This is a genomic window from Bacillus sp. M13(2017) (assembly GCF_002218325.1).
In the GTDB taxonomy this organism is placed as follows: Bacteria; Bacillota; Bacilli; order Bacillales; family Bacillaceae_G; genus Bacillus_A; species Bacillus_A thuringiensis_K.
On sequence record NZ_KZ268506.1, the window covers coordinates 102,119 to 127,006 of the forward strand.

Below are 24,888 nucleotides of genomic sequence, written 5' to 3' on the forward strand. Positions count from 1 at the left end.
GGTCTTTTCATTAGTTTGCTTTATAAAACTGTTGGATGGCTTCGTCGATGTAAACCCAGCCTTTCCAACCTAAGTGCATATGATCTTTTAAGAAGTATTTATCGTATTCATGATTTGAGAAGTCGGCAATTGGATACCCAGCTTTTTCAATTTGCTCATGAACTTTCTTATAGTATGCTTCGCGGCGTTCTTTTGGGAAGCCAGCGTAGTCGTACCAAGGACCTTTGACAGGAACAGAAATGAAGAGTGGTTTTGCACCAGATTGTTTTAATAAATCAAGTACAATTTGTAAATCTTCATATTCTGGCGATTGGTCATAAGCATCATTTTTTAAGTAACCTTCACGTTGTTTTAATTTTTTCTTAATTTTGCTATTGAAGTAACCATCTTCGATACCATATTCATTAGATCCAGATTCTGCTGCACCTGTTTGATCTGCATGTTTACGAGCCTCTTCCCAGTTCATTTGTTTTAATGAAGGGTCAAGCTTCTCTTTGTGCGGTTTAATATTAAACATAGCTGTAAATAAATCTTTACGATCTAAAATGTTACGGTAAATATAAGCGAAAGGTTTAGCAGCAAGTGCTTTTACTTTATACTTCGTATCATCATAAGCGATACCTTCAAGCGAAATTTTTAATAAAGTTTCTTTTTTTACAATCTCAAAGTTTAATAAACGCTTTGCAATTTGTTTTTTCATTTCAGGTTTTAAATCATTGTTGAAAATGAAGTGGTAACCTTGTTGTTTTGAAAAGTTAGGTGCAAAGTGCGTTTCGTCAATACCTTGTGGTACAAACCATTGCGGAGAAAGAACGAATACCATTTTCTTATCTTTCAATTGATCCATTGTAGATGCGAAGTTTAACACATGTACAAGGTCTTGTGTTCCGCCGCGTCCAAGAAGGAATGGCGTAAATCCTTCAGGCTTTACTTTAAAATAATTAGATGGATGGAAAGCATCCATACGTGCGAATTCCGATGAACCGTACATCGGAAGATATTTTGGATCTGCTAACATCTTTTGCTGTAAAATCATACTTTGAATTTTTTCTTCTTTTAAAGAAGTAGCAGCTTGTTCTACTTTTTCATCACTTAAAAGTGGAAGTAGGAAGCGCGTTGGAATAAGTAAGAATACAGCAAAAAGGGCCAATGCTAAAAGCATCGGACCAAATTTTGCTTTGTTCATCGGATTTCTTCCAACTTTTTAATAACCATGTTTGGTGTAGCCCACTCGTCACGGTCAAAATCAGAAATAGAAACTTCAATATCTAAACGCTCTTGGAATTCAACTAATAAAGATACTACAGCGAAAGAATCAAGGATACCTTCTTCAAATAATTGAACATCTAAGTTTTCTTTCACAATATCGTTTTCACATACTTCTTCTAAAATATCTAAGACTTGCTCTTTGAATTCTGCCATTTTTAAAATCTCCTTTATATCCGAAATTATTATATGTGCAACTTCTTAATGGAATAAGAAGGGTGCATTAAAAGTATCTGTTAAGGTGTCCAGAGAAGATTAGGAAACCGAAACATACAACGTGGAACGTAATTACAATCGCAAGGATGCGTGTAAATTTATTGTTTGGCCAAAACTTATGCTTTTTGTTTTTTCGTTCGAAAATATCGAATAAAATAAACAGTGCGGCATGGTATAGACCATAAATAATATACTGCGCAACAGCGCTTCCTTGGATATGCCAAATTCCCATAATGAAGAAGTTTAAAAATGCACCGATATACGAAATTGTGTAACGGTTCTTAATTAACTTTTTCTTCGTTGCAAAAAAGACGAAACGCATGTAAATAAAATCACGGAACCAGAATGATAAACTCATGTGCCAGCGGTTCCAGAAGTCTTTAATATTACGACTAAGGAATGGCTTATTGAAGTTTTCTGGCGTTTTAATTCCCATCATATAACTTACACCAATTACAAAAGAGCTATAACCAGCAAAATCAAAGAATAGATATAAGCTATAGCTATACATGTAAATCATATTTGAAAATATTGTATCGTGTTGAGCGAATGCTGGGTCCATACAATATTGCTTTATTAAGTAAGCAATAATAAATTTATACAAGAAACCTTGGAAAATACGATTTAGTCCTGTATATAGTAAATTTTGATATTCTTCAGCGCTAGGTGGCTTTTGAATATCTTTTTGGAATCTTCGGTAACGATCGATAGGTCCTGTTGAAATCGCAGGGAAGAATAAAACGAATTCCCAGAAGTTAAAGAAAGAAAGCTCTTTAATTAAACCATCACGAACTTCAAATACCATCTGAACTGCTCTGAATGTTACGTAAGATATACCTAGAAAAACAACAAGTTTTAACTCAGGTAAAAACGATGCAAACGGTGCGATTTTTGCCAAAATAAGAGGCAAAATCGATAAAATAACAGCTATGCAAAATGTGAATGTACTATTATTTTGTTTTCTTAAAAGTAAATAGCCTTTAATTAGGGCATATTGCCAAATAATAAATGCGGCTAACATAATCGCTTGCTTCGGTTTATCTGAGAAGATAATAGCAATCATGACTAATGTTAATACTGCATTATATTTACGCAACATTTTACCTTTTAATCCAGCTATGATAGTAGGTATTAATAAAATGCCCACTATAGCGAAAAAATAAAATGATCCATATGCGGTCATGCTGTAACCTCACTCAATAATTTTTTGCGATCTACCTTTCCATTTGGTGTCATTGGAATAGAAGATTGATACATGAATTTACGTGGAATCATGTAGTTTGGTAATCGCTCATTGAGTTCTTTTTTGATTGCAGATGTTAATTTGAATTCTTTTTCAAATGAATGTTCTCCAGGAACAACAACCGCTAATAAATAATCGTATTTTTCACCTTTTTTAATTGGAACGATAACTGCACCTTCTACGTAAGAACACGCACGAAGGTGATGCTCAATTTCTTCTAATTCCATTCGATAACCATGCAGCTTAATTTGGAAATCAAGACGACCATTATAGAATAGAAGACCATTTTCAACATAGCCAGCATCGCCTGTTTTATAGGCGCGCTCACCGTCAATCATAGTAAATGCTTTTTCTGTTAATTCAGGGCTTCCTAAATATCCAACGCTTACGCTTGGACCGACAATTACGATTTCACCTTTTTCACCATCAGGTGCAATCGTTCCATCTTCTTTCATAATAAGAAGGCGGCAGTCTGATTTACAGTAGCCAACTGGAAGTGATTTGTATTGATCAAGCACTTCTTCTGTAACGTGAATACCTGTTACAGCGACAGTAGCTTCTGTTGGACCGTAAGTATTCATAATTGTTGCTTTTGGGAAACGCTCAATTAATTTTCTAGCCACTTCATTTGGTAACACTTCACCGCAGAATAAGAATGTTTTCATGTTCGGTAGCATACTCTCAGAAAAAGATGCTTCCATTAAACACATTTCAGCGAAAGAAGGTGTGGAAGTCCATACTTGAATATCCGATTGCTCTAAAGAAGCAAACAAGTCTTTTGGACGCGCAATCATATCTTTATCGATTGCCCAAAGTGTACCACCTGTTACTAATGATGGGTAAATATCCATTACAGATAAATCGAATGAGAAAGGTGCTTGATTTAAGAATACTTGCCCTGTTTGTAAGTTGAAATCTTCTACAGCCCATTTTGTAAAGCTAACAAGGCAGTTATAAGTAATCTGAACCCCTTTCGGATTACCTGTGCTTCCTGATGTGTAAATAATGTAGAAGTTCTCATCACCTTTTACCGCATGTTCAGGATTTGGAGTGTTCCCTTTATGAGTAAAGAAAATATCTTTTAAGTTGTCTTCACTTACGATGCGAACTGGTAAATCAGTTACAGTTACTGCTGTTGCCGATAAAAGTAATTTCGCACCAGAATTTTCAGCAATACGTTGTACACGATCAGCTGGGATAGATAAATCTACAGGGATGTAAGCATGTCCAGCTTTTACACATCCTAAAAAGTTAATAATCATTTCAGGTTGCATATGGCCATACACCATAATTGGTGAACGATCGTCTGGATACTCAGAAGAAATCCAATGTGCTAACGCATCAGAATCTTCCTTTAATTGTTTGTACGTAATTTTCGCATCTCGCCAAACAAAAGCGGTTTGATCAGGCGTTTCTGCAGCCCACTTTTCAATTTGTTCTAATAACTTCATAACGTTCCCACCCTAGAATTCATTGTAAATAAATGTACTTGTGTTTGTATCATGGAATCCATACAACCAAAGTAATGCAAATAAAATTGCAAGATAATAAACCGTCTTTGCAACCCATTGTGTGAGTGGTCGAGACCATATCTCTTTTAATCTTTCCATGTCTTTCCCTCTCTTAATGAAATAATAGCTCTTTGTAGGTATCATGTCCTACATTATTGTGAAAAAAACAAAATCCCACATTTTAGGTAAAAATAAGTCAAAAGGCTCTTTTTTGATATTAGCACTAAATACTAAAAAAGAAAATCCCTAACTTAGCAATTATATTACATTCAGCATGAATTTGTAATGGGTTTGACATGTAAATAGAAAGGAGATTGTGTGAATACATAAAAGTGGACTATAAGAATACGTAAAAATACAGTATTTGTTTTTATTAATCATTCAAGATGGAGTAAACTTTTAAATTTCTAGTTATTTTGAAAAGGAGGAAATTATCATGAATAGAGTGTGGAAGAATCTAATTTCGGAAGAAAATATCGTGAAATGGAGAAGGCACTTCCATAAGTATCCGGAATTATCATTTCATGAAAAAGAAACTTCGCAATTTATATATGATACATTATGCTCATTTTCTTCTTTTGAAGTAACGAGACCGACGAAGTATAGTGTACTAGCAATTAAAAGAGGTGTGAAGCAAGGGAAAGTAATTGCGATTCGAGCTGATATAGATGCTTTGCCAATTCAAGAGGAGACAAGTAAATCTTATACATCTGTGAATAAAGGAATGATGCATGCATGTGGGCACGATGCTCACGCAGCTATTTTATTAAGCACAGCAGAGGTGCTATCAAATATAAAGGAAGATTTTGCAGGTGAGATTCGTCTATTCTTTCAGCACGCAGAAGAGGTGTATCCCGGTGGGGGACAAGAAATGGTTGAGGCAGGTGTAATGGACGGTGTTGATTATGTAATAGGTTTACATGTTATGTCTGGATTAGAAAGCGGAAAGATAGGAATTGCGTATGGGCCGATGATGGCGGCACCAGACGTATTTACAGTTGAAATTCAAGGCAAAGGAGGACATGCGGCGCGGCCAGAAGAAACGATAGACCCTATTGCTATCGGAGCACAGATTATTACAAATTTACAACATATCGTATCAAGAAATACGAGTGCTTTTATGCAAAGGGTTATTTCAGTTACACAATTTCATGGGGGAACGGCTGACAATATTATTCCTAGTACAGCAACTTTAATGGGAACCGTTCGTTCATTTAATCAAGCATTGAGGGGGGAAGCAGAAGGGAAAATCGAGAAAATTGTGAAAGGAATTACAGAAGCACATGGAGGATCGTATACATATACGTATCGATATGGATATGATCCGGTTATTAATGATGAATATATTACGAAAATAGTAGAAGAAAGTGCACTACATTTGTTTGGGAATGAGCGTGTTGTGAAGCTTGAACCTTCTATGGGTGGGGAAGATTTTTCAGCATATTTAAGAAAAGCACCCGGTTGTTTCATTAAATTAGGAACAGGTAATGAAAATATATATACTTGTTATCCACATCATCATCCGAAATTTGACGTGGATGAATCAGCATTAATTTGTGGAGTGGAGCTATTTTTAGAGACGACTATAAGATTACTAAAATCATAGAAAAACAAAAAAAGGCAACTGCACTCTATTGCAGTTGCTTTTATTTCTTTCCGTCAGAGAGGGCTGAGAAAGAACTATGCTCATTCATAGTATATGAATAGCTAACGGACAAGCTTGTACATTTTAATCATTTTTTTAAAAATAGTTGTTGACATTGATAATCAATGTCAATTAATCTAAATGTAGTTGAAATTGATAATTATTATCAATGGGATGGATGCGACATGTTAATGAGAAAAAATTTTCACCTTCTGCGGAGGGGATTAAAAGATAAAAATAAAGATGTTGATCAGCATATGGAATGGCAAAGAAATGTAATTCGGTCTGAATATGTAGATGAGAAGAAGAGCATTCAAACAGAAAAAGAGATACAAAGTAAAGGGAGAGGTTCAGTTGAGTAAGTTAGTAATGATTTTTGCAAGTATGAGTGGAAATACAGAGGAAATGGCTGACCATATTGCCGGCGTAATTCGTGAAACAGAAAATGAAATTGAAGTTATTGATATTATGGATTCACCAGAAGCTTCTATATTAGAACAGTATGATGGAATTATTTTAGGTGCATACACTTGGGGAGATGGTGATCTTCCTGATGATTTCTTAGATTTTTATGATGCAATGGATTCTATTGATTTAACTGGGAGAAAAGCAGCAGTATTCGGATCGTGTGATTCGGCTTATCCGAAATACGGAGTGGCAGTTGACATTTTAATAGAAAAGCTACAAGAGCGCGGGGCAGCAGTTGTGTTAGAAGGACTAAAAGTAGAATTAACGCCAGAAGATGAAGATGTAGAAAAATGTTTACAGTTTGGAGCTGAATTTGTAAAACACCTTTCTTAATGGCAGAAGGGAGATGAAGAGCAAGTGCATGAGAAAATCTCAATCAAAACGATGACAGATTATCATTTGTATGATTTTATGCGTTGTCCGCATAAATTTTATTTTCGTCATATAAAAAGAAGAGAACCTTCTTCATTTGAATGGCAACAAATAGCACAAATGATTGTCAATCAAATTATTAACGAGTATTACACGCTACCTGCGGGTCAACAAACGAAAATTGTACTTTTAATATTAATAGAAAAGTATTGGAAAAAAGTAAGGATTACTATGTTTGCTTCGAAGACGGATTACTATATTGTATTAGCGAAGCTAACGGATCACTTATTACAGTTTGTTGAAAAGGATGATAGTCAGACGCCACCATTGTTTTTATACGAGAAGTTTCAAACATATATGGAAGAGTTAGGTGTCCACATGTCATTGACATTTGAAGTTGGTGAGTGGAGTGCTGAGTCGTTTGTAATTAAAAAGTATGTTGTCGATGCAGATGAGGAAATGCTTGCTCTTTGTCAGAAGCTAATGACAGTATTCAGTTATAAAGCTTTCGGCGTTCTTCCAGGAAAAATTGAAGTTATTAATTTAATAGAAGGAACTAAGTATGAGTACATTCCGAAACAGGAAGATATTATATCTGGAATGGCTGATTTATCTAGAATGAAAGAAATGTTGCAACAACCGGAGCATTATACAGAGCGTCATTTTCGTTCTGAGTGTATAAGTTGTGCGTTTCGTAGTGAATGTCAAGGCGAAGAAGTAAAGAAAGAAGCGAAACAGAAGAAAAATATAGTTCATTAAAGGATGCAACTTTGCATCCTTTTTTGTTATTGACATGAAAAGCTTTTCATCATTTACGGTATATTTGTAGCAGACTTTAATAAAGTGAAACTTTAATCAGTGGGGGGGTGTCCATCACCCACTGATTATCAGTCCTCACTAATCGGGCTACCCACAAATAGCGGGATAAAGGGAGGAATAATCAATGAAAGATGAAACAAAAGTATTTCAATGGTTAAAAGAACAAAATGCTCCTTTTGAAATTCAACTGCAAATTTTACAGGCATTTCAATTGTATAAAGTTATTGTTGAAATGGATAAAAAGTTAATGATGTATGAGGAGAGAGTATATAGGGAGAGAATGTAATCTCATCCCTGTAATATCGTTTTTAGCTGTTCTGTACCTGTAATGAATTCGAGTTCATTCTCTGACTCAAAGTTATAAATAATATTATGTAGTAAAGGACTGTATTGATAAAAGATAGTAATGCGATGAATGAGTAATGGGTCATGATGAGAAATAAGTGTACTGTACTGTTCATATACAGATGTAGTAAACTCATGTCCGAAATCATAATATAGTCCTGCGAAATCAAAAGCAGGATCGCCAATTTGCGCATCACCAAAATCGATAACACCTGAAATGCTTTTGTTCTGCTTGTTAAATAAAATGTGATGATGTGTAAAATCAGCGTGAATGATTGTGTTTTGAAAAGTGGACGTATCTAAACATGCAAAGAAATTTTCAAATAAGCGATTTAAGGCTAGTTTCTGTAATGAAGTAAGGTTAGTAGTGAGATATTGGTTTAATTTTGTTTGTAGCTCTTTCCAGTAGGTACATGTTTTTTCAATAGAGAAACATAGCGTTGTAACTTGGTGTGAAGGAATACTATGTAGTACCGCAAGGAAAGTAGCTAATTGTGTAATAATTGCTTGAAGCTCCGTATCCTCCAGTTTGGCAACGGTTTCTGTTTTTAATGGTTCACCATGAATGAGAGTATAGTAACTACAAAGAGGAACCTCATCAGATTCATTTTTATAAATTAGCTGATATTGTGGAACTTCGATTTCTTGTAGTGATTGAGTGAGAATTGTGCATAGTTCTTTTTCTAGTGGAATTCGCATTGCATATTCCTGTTTTCGCGGGAAACGAAACAGTAGCTCATCATTTACTATAACTGCTACATTATCCCATCCTTCTTCATTTTGTTTATATGAATGTATAGAAAGATTAGGCAAAGCTTCTTTTATATAATGTTTGTAAGAGTCCATAATTGTTCCTCGTTTCTGAGTTAAGTTATTCTACTTTATGATATCAGAATCTTCTTTCTATATGTTAAAATATAGCTATCATTATGAAGAAGGGCGGGAGTATTACGAAAAAAAGACTGTTAATCATTTCTCTATGTATCGCTTTTGTATTGTTTTGGTCATATAAAGAGGAGGTTTTTGCTACCTTTAAACCGATTGATCAGTACGAATTAAATAAGGAGTTAAAGAACAAAAGTATAGAAAATTTAACTCATAATGAAATGCAAAAGGTAGGAGAGTATTTTGTGACCGAGCAACTATCAGTATTTGAGTTTACTAATAAAGAAGATGTAAAACGAAAAGGTGAAGAAATATTTTTAAATAGAGGGTATGAACAATTAATGGGAAATTATGATCCAAATCGTTTTCAAGATTTAGAGTATAAATTTACAAACGAGGAGATACGTGAAGAGACAGATGAGAGTTTTCTCTATCAAGCTGTAGCGTATGTTGTGGGTACTGAAAATGGTAAGAGAAGCGAAATGAAATTGAATTATGAAGTGAAAATTGTAAAGGTTAATAATATATTTATGGTGCTAGAACAAAAGCAGCGCATACAATAAAGGAAATTCATTGCTGAATAGAACATTTGGAGATGTACTACTTAATGCGGAATAAAAAAGCCCTCAAGGAATCAAGGGCCTTTAAAGATTTTCATTTTGTTGACCAAGTTCTTTTTGAGCAATATATAAATTTCCTTGCTCGACTTGTTTAAGGGTATGAACAGAATCTCCTGCATATTCTTTTTGTGCTTTAACAGTTCTTTTTGAACGATTGGAATCTTGTTTCTTCATATAATAAGCCACCTTTCATCAAAAATAAACGAAAATGATAAGTATGAGTAATACAGCAGCGAAAATGGTAATGCCCATTAAAAACGAAGTGTTTTTATATTTAGGTGGCTTATGTACATCTTGCCGATATCCAGGTGAAATTTCAGGGGCAAATTCTTCATCGAATGATTGCTTTTTTTCTTTTTCGTCCATATGTATCCACCTTTCTTTCTCATTATCGTATACGTTACAAGAAAAAATATGCATAAAGAAAACAGCCGCTTTATTATTAGCGGCTGTTTTGTGTTATATATTTTCGTTGTACTTGAAAAAGACGGATAAGTAGGAAGGCAGCGCCAAATGCTAGACCGATAATAAGACCGATCCAATAGCCTTTCGCGGCCCATTCTGTATACGTTGCTAATATGTAACCTAGTGGTAGACCAATTATCCAATAAGCAATTAAAGTCATAATTAGAGCAACATTTACATCTTTATAACCACGCAAAGCTCCTTGTACAGGGGTTGCAATTGCATCTGAAATTTGAAATAAAATTGCAAAGATAAGAAATTCTTTTGCTAAATGATGAACTTTTGCATCTGTCGTATAAATAGAAGCAATTTGATCATCAAAAAAGTAGAGAAGAATCGAATATAATAAAGCAAAGGCAAGGGCTAATCCAATTCCAATCAGTCCGTATTGTTTTGCATTATTGTAACGTTTTGCTCCAACTTCGAATCCAACCGCAATAGTCATTGCCATTGCTAAACTTAGCGGAGTCATATATAACAAGGAAGCAAAGTTCATAGCTGCTTGGTGAGCTGCGATAGTTGTCGTACTAAAATTACTCATCATGAGCGTTACCGCAGCGAAAATACTTGTTTCAAAAAAGATAGCAAATCCGATAGGGACGCCAAGTTTTAAGAATGCTGTCCAACTCGAAAGAGAAGGTCGGTATAATTGTTTGAAAATGTTGAAAGAGGCAAAAGGCTCTTTCGTCTGAATAATAATGACTGTAATAATTAAAATGCACCAATATGTTGCAGTGGAAGCAATTGCTGCTCCGACACCACCAAGCTTTGGGAAACCGAAGTTACCAAAAATTAATAGGTAATTCAATATTACGTTAATTGGTAATGATAGTAATGTAATAATCATCGTTGTTCGAGTTTTTCCTAATGCATCAATAAATCCACGTAAAACAGTGTAAGTGAATAAAGGTATAATTCCTATTGCGATAATACTTAAAAATTGCGCTGCAATACGTTCCACAGGTTCTTCTAAGCGCATGCCATTTAAAATAGGTGAAACGACGAAGAAACCGATGAGGATAACAACGAAGCTAGCACAAATTGCTAAATAAACTGCTTGTATGACAACGTGGGGAACGTCCTCTTTTTTCTTGGATCCAACGAGCTGTGCAACAATGGGAGTAGTAGCCATTAAAATTCCTGTTAACCCCGTACTAACTGGAATCCATATACTTGTTCCAATTGCAACACCTGCTAAATCAGTTGGACTTGCATGTCCTGACATTGTTGTATCAAAAAAACTCATCGCAAATAATGACATTTGCGTTACGAAAATCGGAAAAAATAGTAATACAAATTGCTTTAACTTTTGTGAGAATGAAGTAGTTTCTTTCATAAAATCCCCTTTCCGTATAAAAAAACAAACTCTTACTATCATACAATTTAATCAAAGATTAGAAAAGAAATACGCGCCTACAACATATGAAGCCAATAAAAAAAGGATGCACTTTGAAAAGGGATAAGGTATTATGATAAGGTGTGAAAAAATTACATATTATTTGTTATTAAGGAGGCACTACTTGTGGCTGATTGGTTAATTGGTTTAATCATGGGTGCTGTTGAAGGGTTAACAGAGTTTCTACCAGTATCATCAACAGGACATATGATTTTAACAGGACATTTAATTGGATTTAACGATGAGAGAGCGAAAGTTTTTGAAGTTGTTATCCAATTGGGATCGATTTTAGCAGTTGTTGTTATATTTTGGAAGCGTCTATGGTCGTTAGTTGGAATAGGTAAAGTAACAGACGGACCATCGTTAAATTTATTACATATTATTATCGGGATGATTCCTGCCGGGGTACTTGGCGTATTATTCCATAGCACTATTAAAGAGGTTTTATTTGGTCCAGGACCAGTTGTTATTAGCTTAGTAGCCGGTGGTATTTTAATGATTGTTGCTGAGAAGTTTTCGAAACCAAGTACAGCAAGAACGTTAGATGAAATCACATATAAACAGGCATTTACAATTGGAATGTTCCAATGTTTAGCTCTTTGGCCAGGATTTTCTCGTTCTGGTTCTACAATAAGTGGTGGTTTATTAGCTCGCGTGTCGCATACAGCGGCAGCTGAATATACGTTCATTTTAGCGGTACCGATGATGGTAGCTGCAAGTGGCTTAGATTTAATTAAAAGCTGGGATGTATTAAGCTCAGCAGATATAACGCTATTTGTAACAGGATTTGTAACTGCATTCGTTGTTGCGATGCTTGCAATTGTTTCATTCTTGAAATTATTATCTCGTGTAAAACTAACACCGTTCGCTTATTATCGTTTCATTTTAGCTGCGGTATTCTATTTCTTCATTATGTAAGAATAAATTATCGGTAATCCCCTATAGAATAGACACTTGAAAAAAGTCTATTCTATAGGGGATTTCTTTTATAGGAGGAGAAAATAAAATTTTCGCTCTCATTTACTTGTATTTCACTATGTAAAATATGACATAATGATTTTATTAGTTAAACCAATCGGGCTTTTACGGGCAGCCCGCCCCCCACCTAACTTCTTTGCTTACGCTGAATTTTGAGGTGGGGGTCTTACTGCCCGGCAAATAGCGGGATAAATAAAATTTATAGGGTATTTGAGAGGAGCAGTTTAGTGAGTTTTGCAATAGAAATAGTAATTCCAGCACCAATTGATGTCGTTTTTGATTATGTAAATAATGATGAGAAGATATTGGAATGGAGTACCTTTATGGTAGAAAACAGGTATCCTCCAAATGTAGATATAAACAATCCTCGTGAAGGGGATAAATATATATCTGTGCAAAAGATGGGTAAGAAAATATATGAGTTTGAGGCAGAAATTTTAGAGTGTGAAGCACCTTATATCGTATCAATTGGATGTGAAATGAAGCAAGGCTATACAGTCGCAACTTATATGTTAGAAGAGGATGAAGAAGGCACATCACTTACTTTAATTATAGAATTTGAACCGAATAATTTTTTATATAAGATTATGTATAAGTTGACTGGGTGGATGACTCGTGGAGTCTATATGGGGGAGATAGAGCGTCTAGCAGAGTGCGTAGATGCCGCATATTCTCAGAAAAAAGGATTATAATTTTGTAAAATAAAAAACCTGCCGAGCTCGGCAGGTTTTTATTTTACTACTTTTTCCATCATGTTTTCCATTACATGTTCCCAAAGAGAAGTATCATCAGCTAATGTAGCACGGAAATTAGCATACATTTCTTTTTGTTTTTCTTCGAATGTTGGATCTTCTTTTTCAGGTAATGTAGCGCGCATTGAAGTTACTAATTCTTGTACTTTTGGAGCGCGTGGTCCCCAAACAGCTTGTTCATTTCCGTCTTTATCAATGAAAATAAAGATTGGAATCGCACGTGCTGTTCCATTTGTTAAATATTGATCCATTAATTCTAAGTTTTCATCGCGAATTAATAAACTCATATCAATATTTGCAACTTCAGAAATGCGTTTCATAACAGGTACGCATAAAAGAGCATCGCCACACCAATCAGCAGTTAATACGATAACACGCCAGCCATCATTTTGACGTTCTTCTAATACAGGAAGTAATTCATTTGGAATTAAAAAGTTATTGTAAATGTGTAGTAGTTCGTATTGGTTTACTTTCATTTCATTCACATATGTATCAAAGGACATACCTTTATCAGCCCATTGTTGTAAGTTCATAATTAACACCTCTTTAGTAAGATTTGCTTTCATTGTACCAATTTTTATATAGAAAAGCTTGTATTCTTACTCTTTCTTGTCACTTAATAATTTATTTAATAGAAAAAAGAATAGTACGACACATAATTCAGTTAAGTTAGACATTTGTACGCTTTCTATCCAATCATCAGCAGTATGAATGACGAACCAATCTAGTGTAATTTCAATGAATGAGAAAAGAGTGATAGAAATCAAATTTGGCATGTTTTGAGTCAATGGATATAGCAGCGCTTTGAAGAAACTGAAAATAAATAATGTAATACTATCTAAGAAAGTGATTAATAAAAAAAGAGAAGTAAAGTAGTACGTGAACTATACGCTATACCTGTAATTTGAAAGATTCCTACATATACAAAAAATATAAATGCAAAAACTATAATGAGAAAAAGAGCAATAATACTAATGATAATTGTTTTATCTTTTAGGCTGAGATTTGAGAACCTCTCCTTCTCATGCATTAAAATACCCCCTTTTTCTGAAAGGTGACTTCGTTTTATCATGAAATACATATTAAAAAACTACGAATTATGGGAAAATAAGGTGACAAAAAGTAAGATTTCATGTAAAATTATTAATAAGGTTTTTATTTAACTAAATGAAATAAAAGGAGCTGTCAAAGTTGTCTCAAAATCGAGAGCAATTAATGGAAGAACTATCGACAAATGTGTTTGCTATGTTTCGCACGTTGCGTAATGATATTGGAAAAATATTCGGTGGTTACATACCGTGGAATGAATTCATCGTTCTGAGAATATTAAATCGTACGAATAAAGAAATGGTATCGCGTGTAGCAAATGAATTAAATGTGTCGAATAGTCATATTACAGCTGTTACAGAAAAATTAATTAATAAAGGTTTTGTAACTCGTTCACGTTCTACATCAGATCGCCGAGTTGTGTATTTAGAGATTACAGAACAAGGGAAAGATTTAGTTTCGAAAATGGAAGATGCGAAAAAACAATATTTACAAGAAAGATTCTCTGCACTTTCAGAAGATGAAATGAATGTAATGATTTCAATTTCCCAAAAACTTATTTAAGTGATTATAAACAAGAAAACGTTTACGTGATGAAATAGAAGATCTTCCTTATATATGGGAGATCTTCTTTCGTGTGTAATAGATGTTAATAAATAAAATGTGTATGAAAAAAGATAGAGCGCCATACTACTAATACAAGGAAGGAGGGAGAAGTATGACGAATCGTAACGGTAGTAAAGGGAGCGGTAATCAAGGGTCACCAAAGTCCGGCCAATTTAATCAGGAATTTAGCACTGAATTTGAAACTGGTAATGATAATAAAGGAAAAGAATATCGTTCTAAAAAAGGGAGTAAATCAAAAAAGGAGTGAAATAATTCACTCCTTTTTTGATTTAAGATGCTGCCGATTGATCCGTATTATATTTTTCTTCTGATTTTGCGACAATCATTGCGCAAATTGCATCGCCAGAAATGTTTACAGCTGTTCTAGACATATCTAGAATACGGTCAATACCGATAATTAAAGCGATGCCTTCTACTGGCAGATTTACTTGATTTAAAACCATTGTAAGCATTACAAGTCCAACACCAGGTACACCAGCAGTACCGATACTAGCTAGTACAGCAGTTAATACAACCATAGCTAATTGGGGTAATGTAAGTTCAACACCGTATACTTGAGCGATAAATACAGTGGCTACCCCTTGCATAATGGCAGTACCATCCATATTAATAGTTGCCCCTAGTGGTTGTACAAATGAGCTTATCGCTTTTGGAACGCCAAGTTTATCTTGTGCTGTTTTCATTGCAAATGGAAGCGATGCATTAGAGCTAGATGTACTAAATCCAATTGCCATTACTGGTCCGAAATGTTTAAAGAAACGAACAATACTTTCTTTTGCTAATACCTTTAATAAGCCGCCATATACAAAGACCCCGTGAATAATGAGTACTAACATAACGACAATCATATACTTGAACATCGCAGCGACGCCTGTAAGACCCATTTTACCAACGGATGAAGCGAGCAAACCGAATGTTCCAATTGGGGCTAATTTCATAACGATATTAACAAGATACATCATTAATTCGTTGCCCTGTTCAAGTAATGAATGGATACCTTGAACTCGTTTTCCTAAAATAGCTATACCGAGTCCAATCAATACGGCAAAGGCAATGATTTGTAACATGTTTCCGTCAGCCATCGCTTTTGCTGGGTTATCTGGTACGATATTTAGCAATGTGTCGACGAAAGATGTTTCAGTTTTTGCACCTTCATACTTAAGACCTTCTGTTTTAAAATTACCGCCAGCTCCTGGTTTTATAATAAGTGCAAATGTAACCGCTATAGAGATGGCAACCGCAGTTGTTACGAGGAAGAATGAAATTGATTTTAAACCGATTCTTCCAAGTTGTTTCGGATCTCCAAGACCGGCAGCACCAAGTACGATAGAAATGAACACAACGGGAACAACTAGCATTTTAATAAGTCGAATAAACAATTGACCAATTGGGTTGAACACATATTGATTTAGTGGCTCAAAGATGGATGGAGCAGCTAAATTTAGAGTGAGTCCAACAACTAGACCTAGAAATAATGCGATTAAGATTGCTTTTGTTTGTTTCAATAAAATCCCCCTTTTGTTTTTACGAAATTTCTTTCTAAAGTAATTATACCGAAAAAATACTTAATTTTACAATATTTTCTGAATTTTTTGTTTAAGTGTAGATAGACTTATTTTGTGTTTGGAAAATAAAATAGACCATCACATAGGATGGTCAAGGGAAGGGGACAATTTATGTCAATTTAATTAGGGATGGAAGTTGCTTTAAGACACTGGGGAATGTCTTATAAATTAGGGAGGAACAACTTCGATACATATACTATAAAAGATAGGTGTGACTCTCATGTGAACATAGGGTGAAAGAGAGAGGGAGTTTTAAATAAAAGATAGAAAGACAAAAAATAAGACCATCATTTATAAGATGGTCAAGGAAGGGGACAATTTATGTCAATTTAATTAGGGATGGAAGCTGTTCAAAGACACTGGGGAATGTCTTATAAATTAGGGAGGAACAACTTCGATACATATACTATAAAAGGTAGATGTGACCTCTGTGTGAACATAGGGTGAAAGAGAGAGGGAGTTTTAAATAAAAGATAGAAAGACAAAAAAATAAGACCATCATTTATAAGATGGTCAAGGAAGGGGACAATTTATGTCAATTTAATTAGGGATGGAAGCTGTTCAAAGACACTGGGGAATGTCTTATAAATTAGGGAGGAACAACTTCGATACATATACTATAAAAGGTAGATGTGACCTCTGTGTGAACATAGGGTGAAAGAGAGAGGGAGTTTTAAATAAAATGAAAATTTAATGAGTGTTTTTTGTTCATCCCCTGTTAATTATTAGCCTTAACCAATCGGGCGTTTATTGCCCACAAATAGCGGAATAAAAGATAGAGCAAACAAAAAATAAGACCATCACATATAAGATGGTCAAGGAAGGGGACAATTTATGTTAATTTAATTAGGGATGGAAGCTATTCAAAGACACTGGGGAATGTCTTATAAATTAGGGAGGAACAGCTTCGATACATATACTATAAAAGGTGGATGTGATCTCTGCGTGAACATAGAGTGAAAGATATGGGGATTTGAAAAATAGTACATATGAAATTGTTATTGCTAGCAATATTGAGCTAGGATATAGTTTTCCAGCATAAAACGAAAAAGGAATCTGAATATAAATAAAAGTTGTAATCTATAAAAAAAAGGATTATGCTCAACTATATTATGAGAATATAAGGTTTGTCCCAGTTATTTAAGGGCTTTTAAAAAGCTTTTTATTTATGAGGGGAAAGCTTCACTTTAATAAGGGAGTTAGTGATATGGACATAACAAAAAAACAAGGACTTTATAATCGTCTTATACGATTAAACCCACCACAAATATTAGCATTAGGTTTTTTCTGCTTAATTGTGGTTGGCGGTTTGTTATTAAAATTACCATTCGCAACGAAAGTACATATTAGTTGGGTAGATGCTTTCTTTACAGCAACGTCAGCAGCGACCGTAACTGGTTTAGGAGTAGTGGATACAGCAAGTACATTTACGATGTTTGGCGAAATTGTTATTATGTTTTTAATTCAAACAGGTGGTCTAGGTCTTATGACAATTGCCATTTTAATTGTTTGGGTACTAGGTAAAAAAATCGGATTACGTCATCGTTTGTTAATTGGAGAAGCATTTAATCAAACAAATATAGGTGGTCTTGTAAAATTAGTAAAGCGTGTCTTTATATTTTCGATTTGTATTGAACTTATTGGGGTCATCTTTTTATCGTTTCGCTTTATTCCAGAGTTTGGTTTTGGAAAAGGTTTATACTATAGTATTTTTCATGTAATTGCATCTTATAATAATGCAGGCTTTGCTTTATGGCCAGATAATTTAACAAGATATGTAGGGGATCCCATTATTAATATTGGGATTTGCTCTTTAATTGTAATAGGGGGACTCGGTTTTACCGTATTAATTGATATGTGGTATAGCCGTAGTTTTCGAAAATTATCGCTTCATTCGAAAATCATGATTATTGGAACAGTAGTGCTAAATGTTATAGCGATGATTGTTATTTTTGTATTGGAATATAATAATGTGAAGACGTTAGGGAATTTACCTTTAAATGAAAAGTTATGGGCTTCTTTCTTCCAAGGTATAACTCCTCGTACTGCTGGATTTAATACAGTTGACTACGGGGGAATGGAAGAATCATCTATATTATTTACGATGATTTTGATGTTTATTGGTGCAGGAAGTGTATCGACAGGTGGAGGAATTAAATTAACGACGTTTGTTATCTTAATTACATCTGTCCTTTCTTTCTTTAGAAAAAAAGAGGAAATCGTATTATTTCAGCGTACGATAAAAATGTCAACAGTAACGAGAGCATTAGCCATTGCTGTTGCCAGTCAAATACTTATTTTTGCAGCGGTATTTATATTAATGCTGACAGAAAACTTCAGCTTTATTCAATTATTATTTGAGACGATATCAGCGTTTGGCACAGTCGGATTAACGATGGGAATTACTGCAAAGCTATCGGCATTCGGAAAATGTATTATTATGTTTGTTATGTTTTGCGGATTGATTGGACCATTAACACTTGTGTTCTCTTTAGCGCGACCAGCAAAACAAAAAATAAAATATCCATCGGAAGATGTGTTTACAGGATAAGGTATCCCACGTTAAGCGAGATACCTTTTTCTTTTTTAGAACAGAGAGAACAGTAAACCAATTAGTGCTACTCGGAATAAAATTGCAATAAGTGCAGCAATCCCACCAACAACTGCAGCGATACCCCCAGTTACAGTAGCTCCGCGGTTATAAGCGTAAATACCGAGTAAAACAGAAACAAGACCAAATAGTGTTGGGAATGTAAATAGTGATAAGATAGATAGCGCAAGAGCAATAAAACCAGCAGTTGATCCAGCAGCGGAAGATTTTACAGCATCTTTATCGTCTTTATCATCGTAATTATAATCAATGCGTTGTGGTGCAACTTCAGCGGCGTACTCTTCCTTATAATCACTATCTATTCTATCTCTTCTTTTATAATCATCAAATTTCTCAGTCAAAGTCATGACTCCTTTCATAACAAGGTTCAATAGTAGTATGTATCTCTTTTTCTTTTTTATCCCGCATTAACGGGTAGTAAGACCCCATCTCAAAATTCAGCGAAAGCAAAAAAAGTTAGGTGGGGATTGGGCTGCCCGTAAAAGCCCGATTGGTTAGGGCTAATAATCAGTGGGGGATAAACACCCCCCCACTGATTAAAGTTTCACTATACCGGAGCATGTACAGGGAGTAGTATCTTTTAAAAGGAGGAAAATGTTTTCTTGAAATAGGAAAAGTTAGTATGACTTCCTCTATTTTGGAAAGTATAAAAAGGAATAATGAGGAAAGGGTGCAATACATAATGGAACATCCAATTGAAAATTTAATGAAAACGGCAATGACAAATTTAAAAGAGATGGTAGATGTAAATACGATTGTTGGGAGTCCGGTTTCAACAGCTGACGGAAATGTAGTATTAACAGTATCTCAAGTGGCTTTTGGTTTTGGTGCTGGTGGAAGTGATTTTAAAGGGGATTTCATTACTGAAAAACATAACGGTGGGCAAAATCAGCATAAAGAGAACAAGCAAGGGCATCCATTTGGAGGAGGAAGCGGGGCTGGGGTTTCCATTAGTCCAGTGGCTTTTTTAGTAGTTGGTTCTAATGGGGTGCAAGTATTACATCTCAACAGTAGTACACATTTAATTGAAAAGGCTTTAAATACTGTACCAAGCACTGTAGATAAATTTGTAAATGGTCGTCAAAAGTGAACTTGCATTTTTTAGGAATTATGATATATTAGAAAAAGTGCGCTTTAGGATGATCGGAATAATTGAAATGTAAATATATATGATGTATGGAATAAGGGAGAGGACTTTATGATTAATATTAAAAACTTAGTAGTTGGCTTATTTATGTTAGTAAGCGGCTTTGTTGTATATGTAATAAAAGAAAAAGCTCCATTCTAAAACAGACAAACCGTTACTGTCTGTTTTTAATTTGCAGAAAAATGTTGACAAGTTATTGTATTGGTGTTAAAATTTTAATTCGTGTCTCGGTTACAGCTAGTGTAGAGTAAATATTTCTTATGAATGCAATACGAAAAGTTTGCGAAAGATCGGGTAATTTTATCAACAACTTTTGTGAACAAACCCTATAAATTGTATTTGTAAGCTATATATGTATACTAGTGAATCAAGGAGCGGTCAGTGGAACCGTAATGATGAGAGAGAGGTAGGGCTTTCATCCAGTATATGTTACTTTCCCGTTAGGTGAATATAAAAAAGAGGACTCCTTTTAAAAGGAGTCCTCTTTCATTTTTTAAGTGCGACTTTCAACTTGTTGACAAATTTCATCCGTTGTTAAACCGTGAGCTGTAATGACTGATCCTTTAATTGATGCATCTGCAATGCCCATCATATTGGAATCTTGCCCAGTTACCACACAACAATCGCACCCTTGTGCATCCTGTTCTGAGTTAAGTGTAACAACTTCATGACCTTGTTGCTGAAGAGCTTGTTGAACGTCTGTTAATGAGTTTTCAACGCCAATTCTAGCCATAATTCTCACCTCCTACCATCTAATTGCTAGTATGCTCAAGTTCACTGCATATATTTATGAAAAGACGGTAGGAAGTAAATCTTTGTTTAGTCGTTATATACGCCAGTAAGCATTTGACTAACGAATTGGTCGTTTAATGTATCTTGTGCTGAAGAAGTATTTGAATGGATGTCAATTGAAGCAATAAAATGATTATGTTCTTTCGTATTTGGTTCTACCTCTACGTAATTATCGAATTTACAAAAACCTTTCGTATCCATTAGATCAAATAATTGCAGCATTTCTACTACCTCTTGTCTCGTTCCTTTAATTTGTACACACGCCATATTTATTTCCTCCTTTATTTTGACAAATTGTTTTTTAAAAATAGGATTATGATTACGAAATGAAAAATATGAATGTTATTTTTAGACAGCGCTATTTTTGTTATTTTCCCCCTTTTTCACCAAAAGTCGTTATATATTCCCGGATTTATAAAATCGGATGTCCGTTTATTGAATACAATAGATTCGTATCAATTGATGAAAATCCTTCTTTTAAACAAATATTTTTTTAGTGGAAATTGGCGAAAAAAATTTTTGACTTTTTGTAAACGTTAACAATGTTGTTAAATCAATATAATTAAAGAAGTACGTACGATTAAAAATTATAAATTTTCTAAAAATTCACTTGATTTATTTAGAAAGGAGAGTAAACTAGGAAACAATAAAAAATTCATAGAACATAGGAGGCGCTTCTAGTGAATGAGCAATGGATTTTCTTAAATGGAGAATTTGTTCCAAAAGATGAAGCAAAAGTTTCAGTATATGATCATGGCTATTTATATGGCGATGGAGTATTTGAAGGAATTAGAGTTTATAGTGGTAATGTTTTCCGTTTGAGAGAGCATCTTGTCCGGTTGTATGAATCAGCAAAATCAATCCTTTTAGAAATTCCATATTCATTAGATGAAGTAACAAATATTGTTGTTGAGACAATTCAACAAAATAAATTATCTAATGGATACATTCGACTTGTTGTATCAAGAGGAGCAGGAAATCTTGGATTGGATCCCGATTCATGTAAGAAGCCGAATGTAGTAGTAATTGCAGAACAATTATCTTTATTCCCACAAGAATATTATGAGAAAGGGATTCCAGTTGTAACAGTTGCAACGCGCCGAAATCGTCCCGATGTTTTATCCCCTCAAGTAAAATCTTTAAATTACTTAAACAATATTTTAGTTCGTATTGAAGCGAAATTAGCTGGAGTACAAGAAGCACTTATGTTAAATGATCAGGGATATGTAGCTGAAGGATCAGGAGATAACGTGTTTATTGTTAAAGGAAATAAATTAATTACACCACCAAGTTCTGCTGGAGCGTTAGAAGGTATTACACGAAACGCCATTTTAGAAATTGGTGAAAAACTTGGATATGACGTAAGAGAAGAGTTATTTACAAGACATGATGTATATGTAGCTGATGAGGTGTTTTTAACAGGAACAGCTGCTGAAGTTATTGCTGTTACGACAGTAGATGGTAGAACGATTGGCTTAGGGCAAACAGGTCCACATACGAACCGTTTATTAGAAGAGTTTCGTAAGTTAGTTGTAGAAGATGGAGAGAAAATTTACGAAGAAAACAAAGTTGGATAACAACTTTTTTAACATAAGAAAGCGTTGATAGGGAGGAGTAGTTGATTGTGAAGCCTCACAGAGAGTCGGTGGTTGCTGAAAACCGATGGTTCACGTCGACGAACATCGCCCTTGAGTGCTAAGCTAAAGCATTTGTCTAGGCTTAGACGGTAGCTCCGTTATTAGCTAGATCCATTTATGGATCACTGAGGCAAGAGTATTCTTGCAAAGAAGGGTGGTACCGCGAAATCTTTCGTCCCTTCAGCACATAGCTGGAGTGTGGACGTAGGGTTTTTTTATTGTATAAAAGTTTGAAAAAGGGGGCTTATAAGAACAATGTCTTCAAAAACGGAAGAGAAACTGGCAACTGGTGCACAGCTATTGTTAGAAGCGCTAGAAAAGGAAGGCGTAGAAGTGATTTTCGGTTATCCGGGTGGTGCCGTTTTACCTCTCTATGATGCATTGTATGATTGTGAAATTCCACATATTTTAACAAGGCATGAGCAAGGGGCGATTCACGCTGCTGAAGGGTATGCCAGAATTACAGGGAATCCAGGGGTTGTAATTGCAACGAGTGGACCAGGTGCTACAAATGTAATTACGGGTCTAGCTGATGCGATGATTGATTCATTGCCACTTGTAGTATTTACAGGCCAAGTAGCAACAACGTTAATTGGGAGCGATGCTTTTCAAGAGGCAGATATTATGGGACTTACGATGCCAGTGACAAAACATAACTATCAAGTGCGAAAGGCCTCAGATTTACCTCGGATTATTAAAGAAGCATTTCATATTGCTAAAACAGGAAGACCAGGACCAGTCGTTATTGACCTTCCGAAAGATATGGTAGTCGAGAAAGGTGAGCGATGTAGCAATGTACAAATGGATTTACCAGGATATAACCCTAATTATGAACCGAATCTACTTCAAATAAACAAATTACTACAAGTAATTGAAACCGCAAAAAAACCGTTAATTTTAGCTGGAGCGGGTATATTGCACGCGAAAGCGTCGAAAGAATTGACAAGTTTTGCTCGTAAATATGAAATCCCTGTTGTGCATACATTACTTGGACTTGGTGGTTTTCCGCCAGATGATGAACTATTTCTAGGGATGGGGGGAATGCACGGTTCTTATACAGCCAATATGGCATTATATGAATGCGACTTACTCATTAATATAGGCGCGAGATTTGATGATCGTCTTACTGGAAATTTAGCTTTTTTTGCTAAAGGGGCGACTGTTGCACATATCGATATTGATCCAGCAGAAATCGGGAAAAATGTGCCAACAGAGATTCCTATTGTTGCAAGTGCTAAGCAGGCGTTAGAAGTATTGCTTCAATCAGAAGGAAAGAAAGAAAATCATCATGAATGGCTCTTTTTATTAAAGAGTAGAAAAGAAAAATATCCATTCTCTTATAAACGAAATTCTCAACGTATTAAACCTCAATATGCGATTGATATGCTATATGAAATTACGAAGGGAGAAGCGATTGTAACAACAGACGTTGGGCAACACCAAATGTGGGCAGCACAATATTATCCGCTGAAAAATCCAGATAAATGGGTAACTTCTGGCGGATTAGGAACGATGGGGTTCGGATTTCCAGCAGCAATCGGTGCGCAAATTGCAAAGCCTGAAGAATTAGTTATTGCAATTGTTGGTGATGCTGGGTTTCAAATGACTCTGCAAGAATTAAGTGTATTAAAAGAACACGCTTTACCTGTTAAAGTATTTATTTTAAATAATGAAGCTTTAGGAATGGTAAGACAATGGCAAGATGAATTTTACAACCAAAGATATTCGCACTCTTTATTGCCATGCCAACCAGATTTCGTCGCTCTTGCGAATGCATATGGCATAAAAGGTGTTCGTATTGACAATCCACTTCTTGCAAAGAAGCAAATCCAGCATGCGATTGAATTACAAGAGCCAGTCGTAATTGATTGTCGTGTACTTCAATCAGAGAAGGTTATGCCGATGGTTGCACCAGGAAAAGGTGTTCACCAAATGGAGGGAGTGGAAAAAGGGTGAAGAGAATTGTTACAGCGACAGTTCGAAATCAAAGTGGTGTGTTAAACCGAATTACAGGGGTTATGACACGAAGACATTTTAATATTGAAAGTATTTCAGTAGGTCATACGGAATCATCTGACATATCGCGGATGACGATTGTTGTACACGTTGAAAGTGAACAGCAAGTCGAGCAGTTAATTAAACAACTTCATAAGCAAATTGATGTTTTGAAAGTATCAGATATTACAGAAGAAGCGATGATTGCAAGAGAACTTGCACTTATTAAAGTAGCGACTTCAGTAGCAAGAGCTGAATTATACAGTTTAATTGAACCGTTTCGAGCCGCTGTAATAGATGTTGGGAGGGATTCCATAGTTGTGCAAGTAACAGGTACGCAGGAAAAAGTAGAAGCGTTAATTGAATTACTTCGTCCATACGGTTTGAAAGAAATTGCAAGAACAGGTGTAACAGCCTTTACGCGTAGTATGAAAAAACAAGATAAGCAAGTTATGTTAATCCAATAATCATTTAAATATAGGAGGA

General features: G+C 35.1%; 30 protein-coding genes, 1 pseudogene and 1 other annotated feature. Of the genes and pseudogenes, 16 read left to right on the top strand and 15 right to left on the bottom strand.

Features of this window, described 5'->3' with window-relative positions; genetic code table 11:
• Positions 1 to 10 precede the first annotated feature (10 nt).
• From dltD to CGQ22_RS17245, 5 genes are all read right to left on the bottom strand, one after another.
• The gene (gene dltD / locus CGQ22_RS17225) at positions 11 to 1,186 is read right to left on the bottom strand and encodes a D-alanyl-lipoteichoic acid biosynthesis protein DltD (protein WP_001030268.1); all 1,176 of its coding nucleotides are present in this window, start codon (positions 1,184 to 1,186) and stop codon (positions 11 to 13) included.
• Positions 1,183 to 1,422 (bottom strand): D-alanine--poly(phosphoribitol) ligase subunit DltC, encoded by a 240-nt coding sequence (gene dltC, locus CGQ22_RS17230; protein ID WP_000807310.1) that lies wholly within the window; start codon positions 1,420 to 1,422, stop codon positions 1,183 to 1,185. The genes dltD and dltC overlap by 4 nt, the downstream gene beginning before the upstream one ends.
• Before the next feature lie 67 nt (positions 1,423 to 1,489).
• Positions 1,490 to 2,665: a D-alanyl-lipoteichoic acid biosynthesis protein DltB gene (gene dltB / locus CGQ22_RS17235; RefSeq protein ID WP_000127930.1), complete on the bottom strand. Its 1,176-nt coding sequence runs from the start codon at positions 2,663 to 2,665 to the stop codon at positions 1,490 to 1,492.
• Entirely contained in the window at positions 2,662 to 4,176 is a 1,515-nt protein-coding gene (dltA, locus tag CGQ22_RS17240; RefSeq protein WP_000770505.1) for a D-alanine--poly(phosphoribitol) ligase subunit DltA, read from the bottom strand. The genes dltB and dltA overlap by 4 nt, the downstream gene beginning before the upstream one ends.
• A 12-nt stretch (positions 4,177 to 4,188) precedes the next feature.
• Positions 4,189 to 4,335: a teichoic acid D-Ala incorporation-associated protein DltX gene (locus CGQ22_RS17245; protein ID WP_000440293.1), complete on the bottom strand. Its 147-nt coding sequence runs from the start codon at positions 4,333 to 4,335 to the stop codon at positions 4,189 to 4,191.
• A gap of 337 nt (positions 4,336 to 4,672) precedes the next feature.
• Between CGQ22_RS17245 and amaA the strand changes: the two genes are divergently transcribed.
• The 5 genes from amaA (at position 4,673) to CGQ22_RS32025 (ending at position 7,826) form a co-directional block, all read left to right on the top strand.
• Positions 4,673 to 5,842, top strand: a complete 1,170-nt coding sequence (amaA, locus tag CGQ22_RS17250) for an N-acyl-aliphatic-L-amino acid amidohydrolase (protein ID WP_001082782.1) — start codon at positions 4,673 to 4,675, stop codon at positions 5,840 to 5,842.
• Positions 5,843 to 6,066: 224 nt separating this feature from the next.
• Complete coding sequence (locus tag CGQ22_RS32020) at positions 6,067 to 6,243, top strand: hypothetical protein (protein WP_000929023.1); 177 nt, start codon at positions 6,067 to 6,069, stop codon at positions 6,241 to 6,243.
• Positions 6,236 to 6,682 carry a flavodoxin gene (locus tag CGQ22_RS17260; protein WP_089149031.1) on the top strand — a complete coding sequence of 149 codons (447 nt, stop codon included), beginning with the start codon at positions 6,236 to 6,238 and terminating at the stop codon, positions 6,680 to 6,682. The genes CGQ22_RS32020 and CGQ22_RS17260 overlap by 8 nt, the downstream gene beginning before the upstream one ends.
• Before the next feature lie 24 nt (positions 6,683 to 6,706).
• The gene (locus CGQ22_RS17265; protein ID WP_000544583.1) at positions 6,707 to 7,480 is read left to right on the top strand and encodes a hypothetical protein; all 774 of its coding nucleotides are present in this window, start codon (positions 6,707 to 6,709) and stop codon (positions 7,478 to 7,480) included.
• A 184-nt stretch (positions 7,481 to 7,664) separates the two neighbouring features.
• The gene (locus CGQ22_RS32025; protein ID WP_000651086.1) at positions 7,665 to 7,826 is read left to right on the top strand and encodes a hypothetical protein; all 162 of its coding nucleotides are present in this window, start codon (positions 7,665 to 7,667) and stop codon (positions 7,824 to 7,826) included.
• A 2-nt stretch (positions 7,827 to 7,828) separates the two neighbouring features.
• Here the strand turns inward: CGQ22_RS32025 and CGQ22_RS17275 are convergent, their stop codons facing one another.
• Positions 7,829 to 8,731, bottom strand: a complete 903-nt coding sequence (locus CGQ22_RS17275) for an aminoglycoside phosphotransferase family protein (RefSeq protein ID WP_000378987.1) — start codon at positions 8,729 to 8,731, stop codon at positions 7,829 to 7,831.
• 83 nt (positions 8,732 to 8,814) lie between these two features.
• Here CGQ22_RS17275 and CGQ22_RS17280 point away from each other — a divergent pair, with 83 nt between their 5' ends.
• Positions 8,815 to 9,333, top strand: a complete 519-nt coding sequence (locus CGQ22_RS17280; protein ID WP_089149032.1) for a biotin transporter BioY — start codon at positions 8,815 to 8,817, stop codon at positions 9,331 to 9,333.
• A gap of 81 nt (positions 9,334 to 9,414) precedes the next feature.
• Here CGQ22_RS17280 and CGQ22_RS32030 read toward each other — a convergent pair whose 3' ends face one another.
• The 3 genes from CGQ22_RS32030 to CGQ22_RS17300 all read right to left on the bottom strand — a co-directional run bounded on the left by CGQ22_RS32030 (position 9,415) and on the right by CGQ22_RS17300 (position 11,191).
• The gene (locus CGQ22_RS32030) at positions 9,415 to 9,564 is read right to left on the bottom strand and encodes a hypothetical protein (protein ID WP_000743735.1); all 150 of its coding nucleotides are present in this window, start codon (positions 9,562 to 9,564) and stop codon (positions 9,415 to 9,417) included.
• A gap of 18 nt (positions 9,565 to 9,582) precedes the next feature.
• Positions 9,583 to 9,756: a hypothetical protein gene (locus CGQ22_RS17290; RefSeq protein WP_000343558.1), complete on the bottom strand. Its 174-nt coding sequence runs from the start codon at positions 9,754 to 9,756 to the stop codon at positions 9,583 to 9,585.
• A 76-nt stretch (positions 9,757 to 9,832) separates the two neighbouring features.
• Positions 9,833 to 11,191: an MATE family efflux transporter gene (locus tag CGQ22_RS17300; RefSeq protein WP_000665552.1), complete on the bottom strand. Its 1,359-nt coding sequence runs from the start codon at positions 11,189 to 11,191 to the stop codon at positions 9,833 to 9,835.
• A gap of 186 nt (positions 11,192 to 11,377) precedes the next feature.
• Here CGQ22_RS17300 and uppP point away from each other — a divergent pair, with 186 nt between their 5' ends.
• A complete protein-coding gene (uppP, locus tag CGQ22_RS17305; RefSeq protein ID WP_000796266.1) occupies positions 11,378 to 12,169 on the top strand; it encodes a bacitracin resistance undecaprenyl-diphosphatase in 792 nt (263 codons plus the stop codon).
• Between the two features lie 287 nt (positions 12,170 to 12,456).
• On the top strand, positions 12,457 to 12,921 hold the full coding sequence (locus CGQ22_RS17310; protein ID WP_000006434.1) for an SRPBCC family protein: 465 nt from the start codon (positions 12,457 to 12,459) through the stop codon (positions 12,919 to 12,921).
• A 38-nt stretch (positions 12,922 to 12,959) separates the two neighbouring features.
• On the opposite strand, the gene CGQ22_RS17315 is transcribed toward CGQ22_RS17310, so the two are convergent.
• Together CGQ22_RS17315 and CGQ22_RS17320 are read right to left on the bottom strand one after the other, a co-directional pair.
• Complete coding sequence (locus tag CGQ22_RS17315) at positions 12,960 to 13,547, bottom strand: thioredoxin family protein (protein WP_003300531.1); 588 nt, start codon at positions 13,545 to 13,547, stop codon at positions 12,960 to 12,962.
• 33 nt (positions 13,548 to 13,580) lie between these two features.
• Positions 13,581 to 14,011 (bottom strand): annotated as a pseudogene (locus tag CGQ22_RS17320) (YrvL family regulatory protein).
• Positions 14,012 to 14,172: 161 nt separating this feature from the next.
• Between CGQ22_RS17320 and CGQ22_RS17325 the strand changes: the two are divergent.
• On the top strand, positions 14,173 to 14,592 hold the full coding sequence (locus CGQ22_RS17325) for a MarR family winged helix-turn-helix transcriptional regulator (RefSeq protein ID WP_000081444.1): 420 nt from the start codon (positions 14,173 to 14,175) through the stop codon (positions 14,590 to 14,592).
• 154 nt (positions 14,593 to 14,746) lie between these two features.
• Entirely contained in the window at positions 14,747 to 14,902 is a 156-nt protein-coding gene (locus CGQ22_RS17330; RefSeq protein WP_000184928.1) for a hypothetical protein, read from the top strand.
• A gap of 22 nt (positions 14,903 to 14,924) precedes the next feature.
• Here CGQ22_RS17330 and CGQ22_RS17335 read toward each other — a convergent pair whose 3' ends face one another.
• Positions 14,925 to 16,160, bottom strand: a complete 1,236-nt coding sequence (locus CGQ22_RS17335) for a dicarboxylate/amino acid:cation symporter (protein WP_000814805.1) — start codon at positions 16,158 to 16,160, stop codon at positions 14,925 to 14,927.
• A 1,267-nt stretch (positions 16,161 to 17,427) separates the two neighbouring features.
• On the opposite strand from CGQ22_RS17335, the gene CGQ22_RS17340 reads away from it, so the two are divergent.
• Positions 17,428 to 18,771, top strand: a complete 1,344-nt coding sequence (locus tag CGQ22_RS17340; protein ID WP_000355549.1) for a TrkH family potassium uptake protein — start codon at positions 17,428 to 17,430, stop codon at positions 18,769 to 18,771.
• Between the two features lie 35 nt (positions 18,772 to 18,806).
• Here the strand turns inward: CGQ22_RS17340 and CGQ22_RS17345 are convergent, their stop codons facing one another.
• Complete coding sequence (locus CGQ22_RS17345; protein ID WP_000136544.1) at positions 18,807 to 19,172, bottom strand: hypothetical protein; 366 nt, start codon at positions 19,170 to 19,172, stop codon at positions 18,807 to 18,809.
• A 281-nt stretch (positions 19,173 to 19,453) separates the two neighbouring features.
• Between CGQ22_RS17345 and ytfJ the strand changes: the two genes are divergently transcribed.
• Together ytfJ and CGQ22_RS17355 are read left to right on the top strand one after the other, a co-directional pair.
• Positions 19,454 to 19,921, top strand: coding sequence for a GerW family sporulation protein (ytfJ, locus tag CGQ22_RS17350; protein WP_000204241.1), 468 nt, complete (start codon positions 19,454 to 19,456; stop codon positions 19,919 to 19,921).
• A gap of 108 nt (positions 19,922 to 20,029) precedes the next feature.
• Positions 20,030 to 20,119 (top strand): hypothetical protein, encoded by a 90-nt coding sequence (locus CGQ22_RS17355; protein ID WP_000608227.1) that lies wholly within the window; start codon positions 20,030 to 20,032, stop codon positions 20,117 to 20,119.
• A gap of 352 nt (positions 20,120 to 20,471) precedes the next feature.
• On the opposite strand, the gene CGQ22_RS17365 is transcribed toward CGQ22_RS17355, so the two are convergent.
• Entirely contained in the window at positions 20,472 to 20,711 is a 240-nt protein-coding gene (locus CGQ22_RS17365) for a YkuS family protein (RefSeq protein WP_000101018.1), read from the bottom strand.
• An 86-nt stretch (positions 20,712 to 20,797) separates the two neighbouring features.
• Entirely contained in the window at positions 20,798 to 21,037 is a 240-nt protein-coding gene (locus CGQ22_RS17370) for a DUF3911 family protein (RefSeq protein WP_000752512.1), read from the bottom strand.
• Positions 21,038 to 21,450: 413 nt separating this feature from the next.
• Here CGQ22_RS17370 and ilvE point away from each other — a divergent pair, with 413 nt between their 5' ends.
• From ilvE to ilvN, 3 genes are all read left to right on the top strand, one after another.
• Positions 21,451 to 22,347 (top strand): branched-chain-amino-acid transaminase, encoded by an 897-nt coding sequence (gene ilvE, locus CGQ22_RS17380; RefSeq protein ID WP_001005480.1) that lies wholly within the window; start codon positions 21,451 to 21,453, stop codon positions 22,345 to 22,347.
• Between the two features lie 15 nt (positions 22,348 to 22,362).
• Positions 22,363 to 22,590, top strand: a binding site (T-box leader).
• 72 nt (positions 22,591 to 22,662) lie between these two features.
• Entirely contained in the window at positions 22,663 to 24,363 is a 1,701-nt protein-coding gene (ilvB, locus tag CGQ22_RS17385; RefSeq protein WP_000095836.1) for an acetolactate synthase large subunit, read from the top strand.
• Positions 24,360 to 24,869 carry an acetolactate synthase small subunit gene (ilvN, locus tag CGQ22_RS17390; protein WP_089149033.1) on the top strand — a complete coding sequence of 170 codons (510 nt, stop codon included), beginning with the start codon at positions 24,360 to 24,362 and terminating at the stop codon, positions 24,867 to 24,869. Before ilvB ends, ilvN begins: the two co-directional genes overlap by 4 nt.
• The last annotated feature ends 19 nt before the right edge of the window (positions 24,870 to 24,888 follow it).

Bases quoted from the DNA above. Each gene is read 5' to 3' on its own strand.
- dltC (WP_000807310.1), bottom strand. From the start codon at position 1,422: ATGGCAGAATTCAAAGAGCAAGTCTTAGATATTTTAGAAGAAGTATGT.
- CGQ22_RS17290 (WP_000343558.1), bottom strand. From the start codon at position 9,756: ATGGACGAAAAAGAAAAAAAGCAATCATTCGATGAAGAATTTGCCCCT.
- CGQ22_RS17315 (WP_003300531.1), bottom strand. From the start codon at position 13,547: ATGAAAGCAAATCTTACTAAAGAGGTGTTAATTATGAACTTACAACAA.
- CGQ22_RS17340 (WP_000355549.1), top strand. From the start codon at position 17,428: ATGGACATAACAAAAAAACAAGGACTTTATAATCGTCTTATACGATTA.
- dltD (WP_001030268.1), bottom strand. From the start codon at position 1,186: ATGAACAAAGCAAAATTTGGTCCGATGCTTTTAGCATTGGCCCTTTTT.
- CGQ22_RS17275 (WP_000378987.1), bottom strand. From the start codon at position 8,731: ATGGACTCTTACAAACATTATATAAAAGAAGCTTTGCCTAATCTTTCT.
- CGQ22_RS17245 (WP_000440293.1), bottom strand. From the start codon at position 4,335: ATGGAAAGATTAAAAGAGATATGGTCTCGACCACTCACACAATGGGTT.
- dltA (WP_000770505.1), bottom strand. From the start codon at position 4,176: ATGAAGTTATTAGAACAAATTGAAAAGTGGGCTGCAGAAACGCCTGAT.
- CGQ22_RS32020 (WP_000929023.1), top strand. From the start codon at position 6,067: ATGTTAATGAGAAAAAATTTTCACCTTCTGCGGAGGGGATTAAAAGAT.
- ilvB (WP_000095836.1), top strand. From the start codon at position 22,663: ATGTCTTCAAAAACGGAAGAGAAACTGGCAACTGGTGCACAGCTATTG.
- CGQ22_RS17280 (WP_089149032.1), top strand. From the start codon at position 8,815: ATGAAGAAGGGCGGGAGTATTACGAAAAAAAGACTGTTAATCATTTCT.
- CGQ22_RS17370 (WP_000752512.1), bottom strand. From the start codon at position 21,037: ATGGCGTGTGTACAAATTAAAGGAACGAGACAAGAGGTAGTAGAAATG.
- dltB (WP_000127930.1), bottom strand. From the start codon at position 2,665: ATGACCGCATATGGATCATTTTATTTTTTCGCTATAGTGGGCATTTTA.
- CGQ22_RS17300 (WP_000665552.1), bottom strand. From the start codon at position 11,191: ATGAAAGAAACTACTTCATTCTCACAAAAGTTAAAGCAATTTGTATTA.
- CGQ22_RS32025 (WP_000651086.1), top strand. From the start codon at position 7,665: ATGAAAGATGAAACAAAAGTATTTCAATGGTTAAAAGAACAAAATGCT.
- CGQ22_RS17365 (WP_000101018.1), bottom strand. From the start codon at position 20,711: ATGGCTAGAATTGGCGTTGAAAACTCATTAACAGACGTTCAACAAGCT.
- CGQ22_RS17355 (WP_000608227.1), top strand. From the start codon at position 20,030: ATGATTAATATTAAAAACTTAGTAGTTGGCTTATTTATGTTAGTAAGC.
- amaA (WP_001082782.1), top strand. From the start codon at position 4,673: ATGAATAGAGTGTGGAAGAATCTAATTTCGGAAGAAAATATCGTGAAA.
- ytfJ (WP_000204241.1), top strand. From the start codon at position 19,454: ATGACTTCCTCTATTTTGGAAAGTATAAAAAGGAATAATGAGGAAAGG.
- CGQ22_RS32030 (WP_000743735.1), bottom strand. From the start codon at position 9,564: ATGAAGAAACAAGATTCCAATCGTTCAAAAAGAACTGTTAAAGCACAA.
- CGQ22_RS17330 (WP_000184928.1), top strand. From the start codon at position 14,747: ATGACGAATCGTAACGGTAGTAAAGGGAGCGGTAATCAAGGGTCACCA.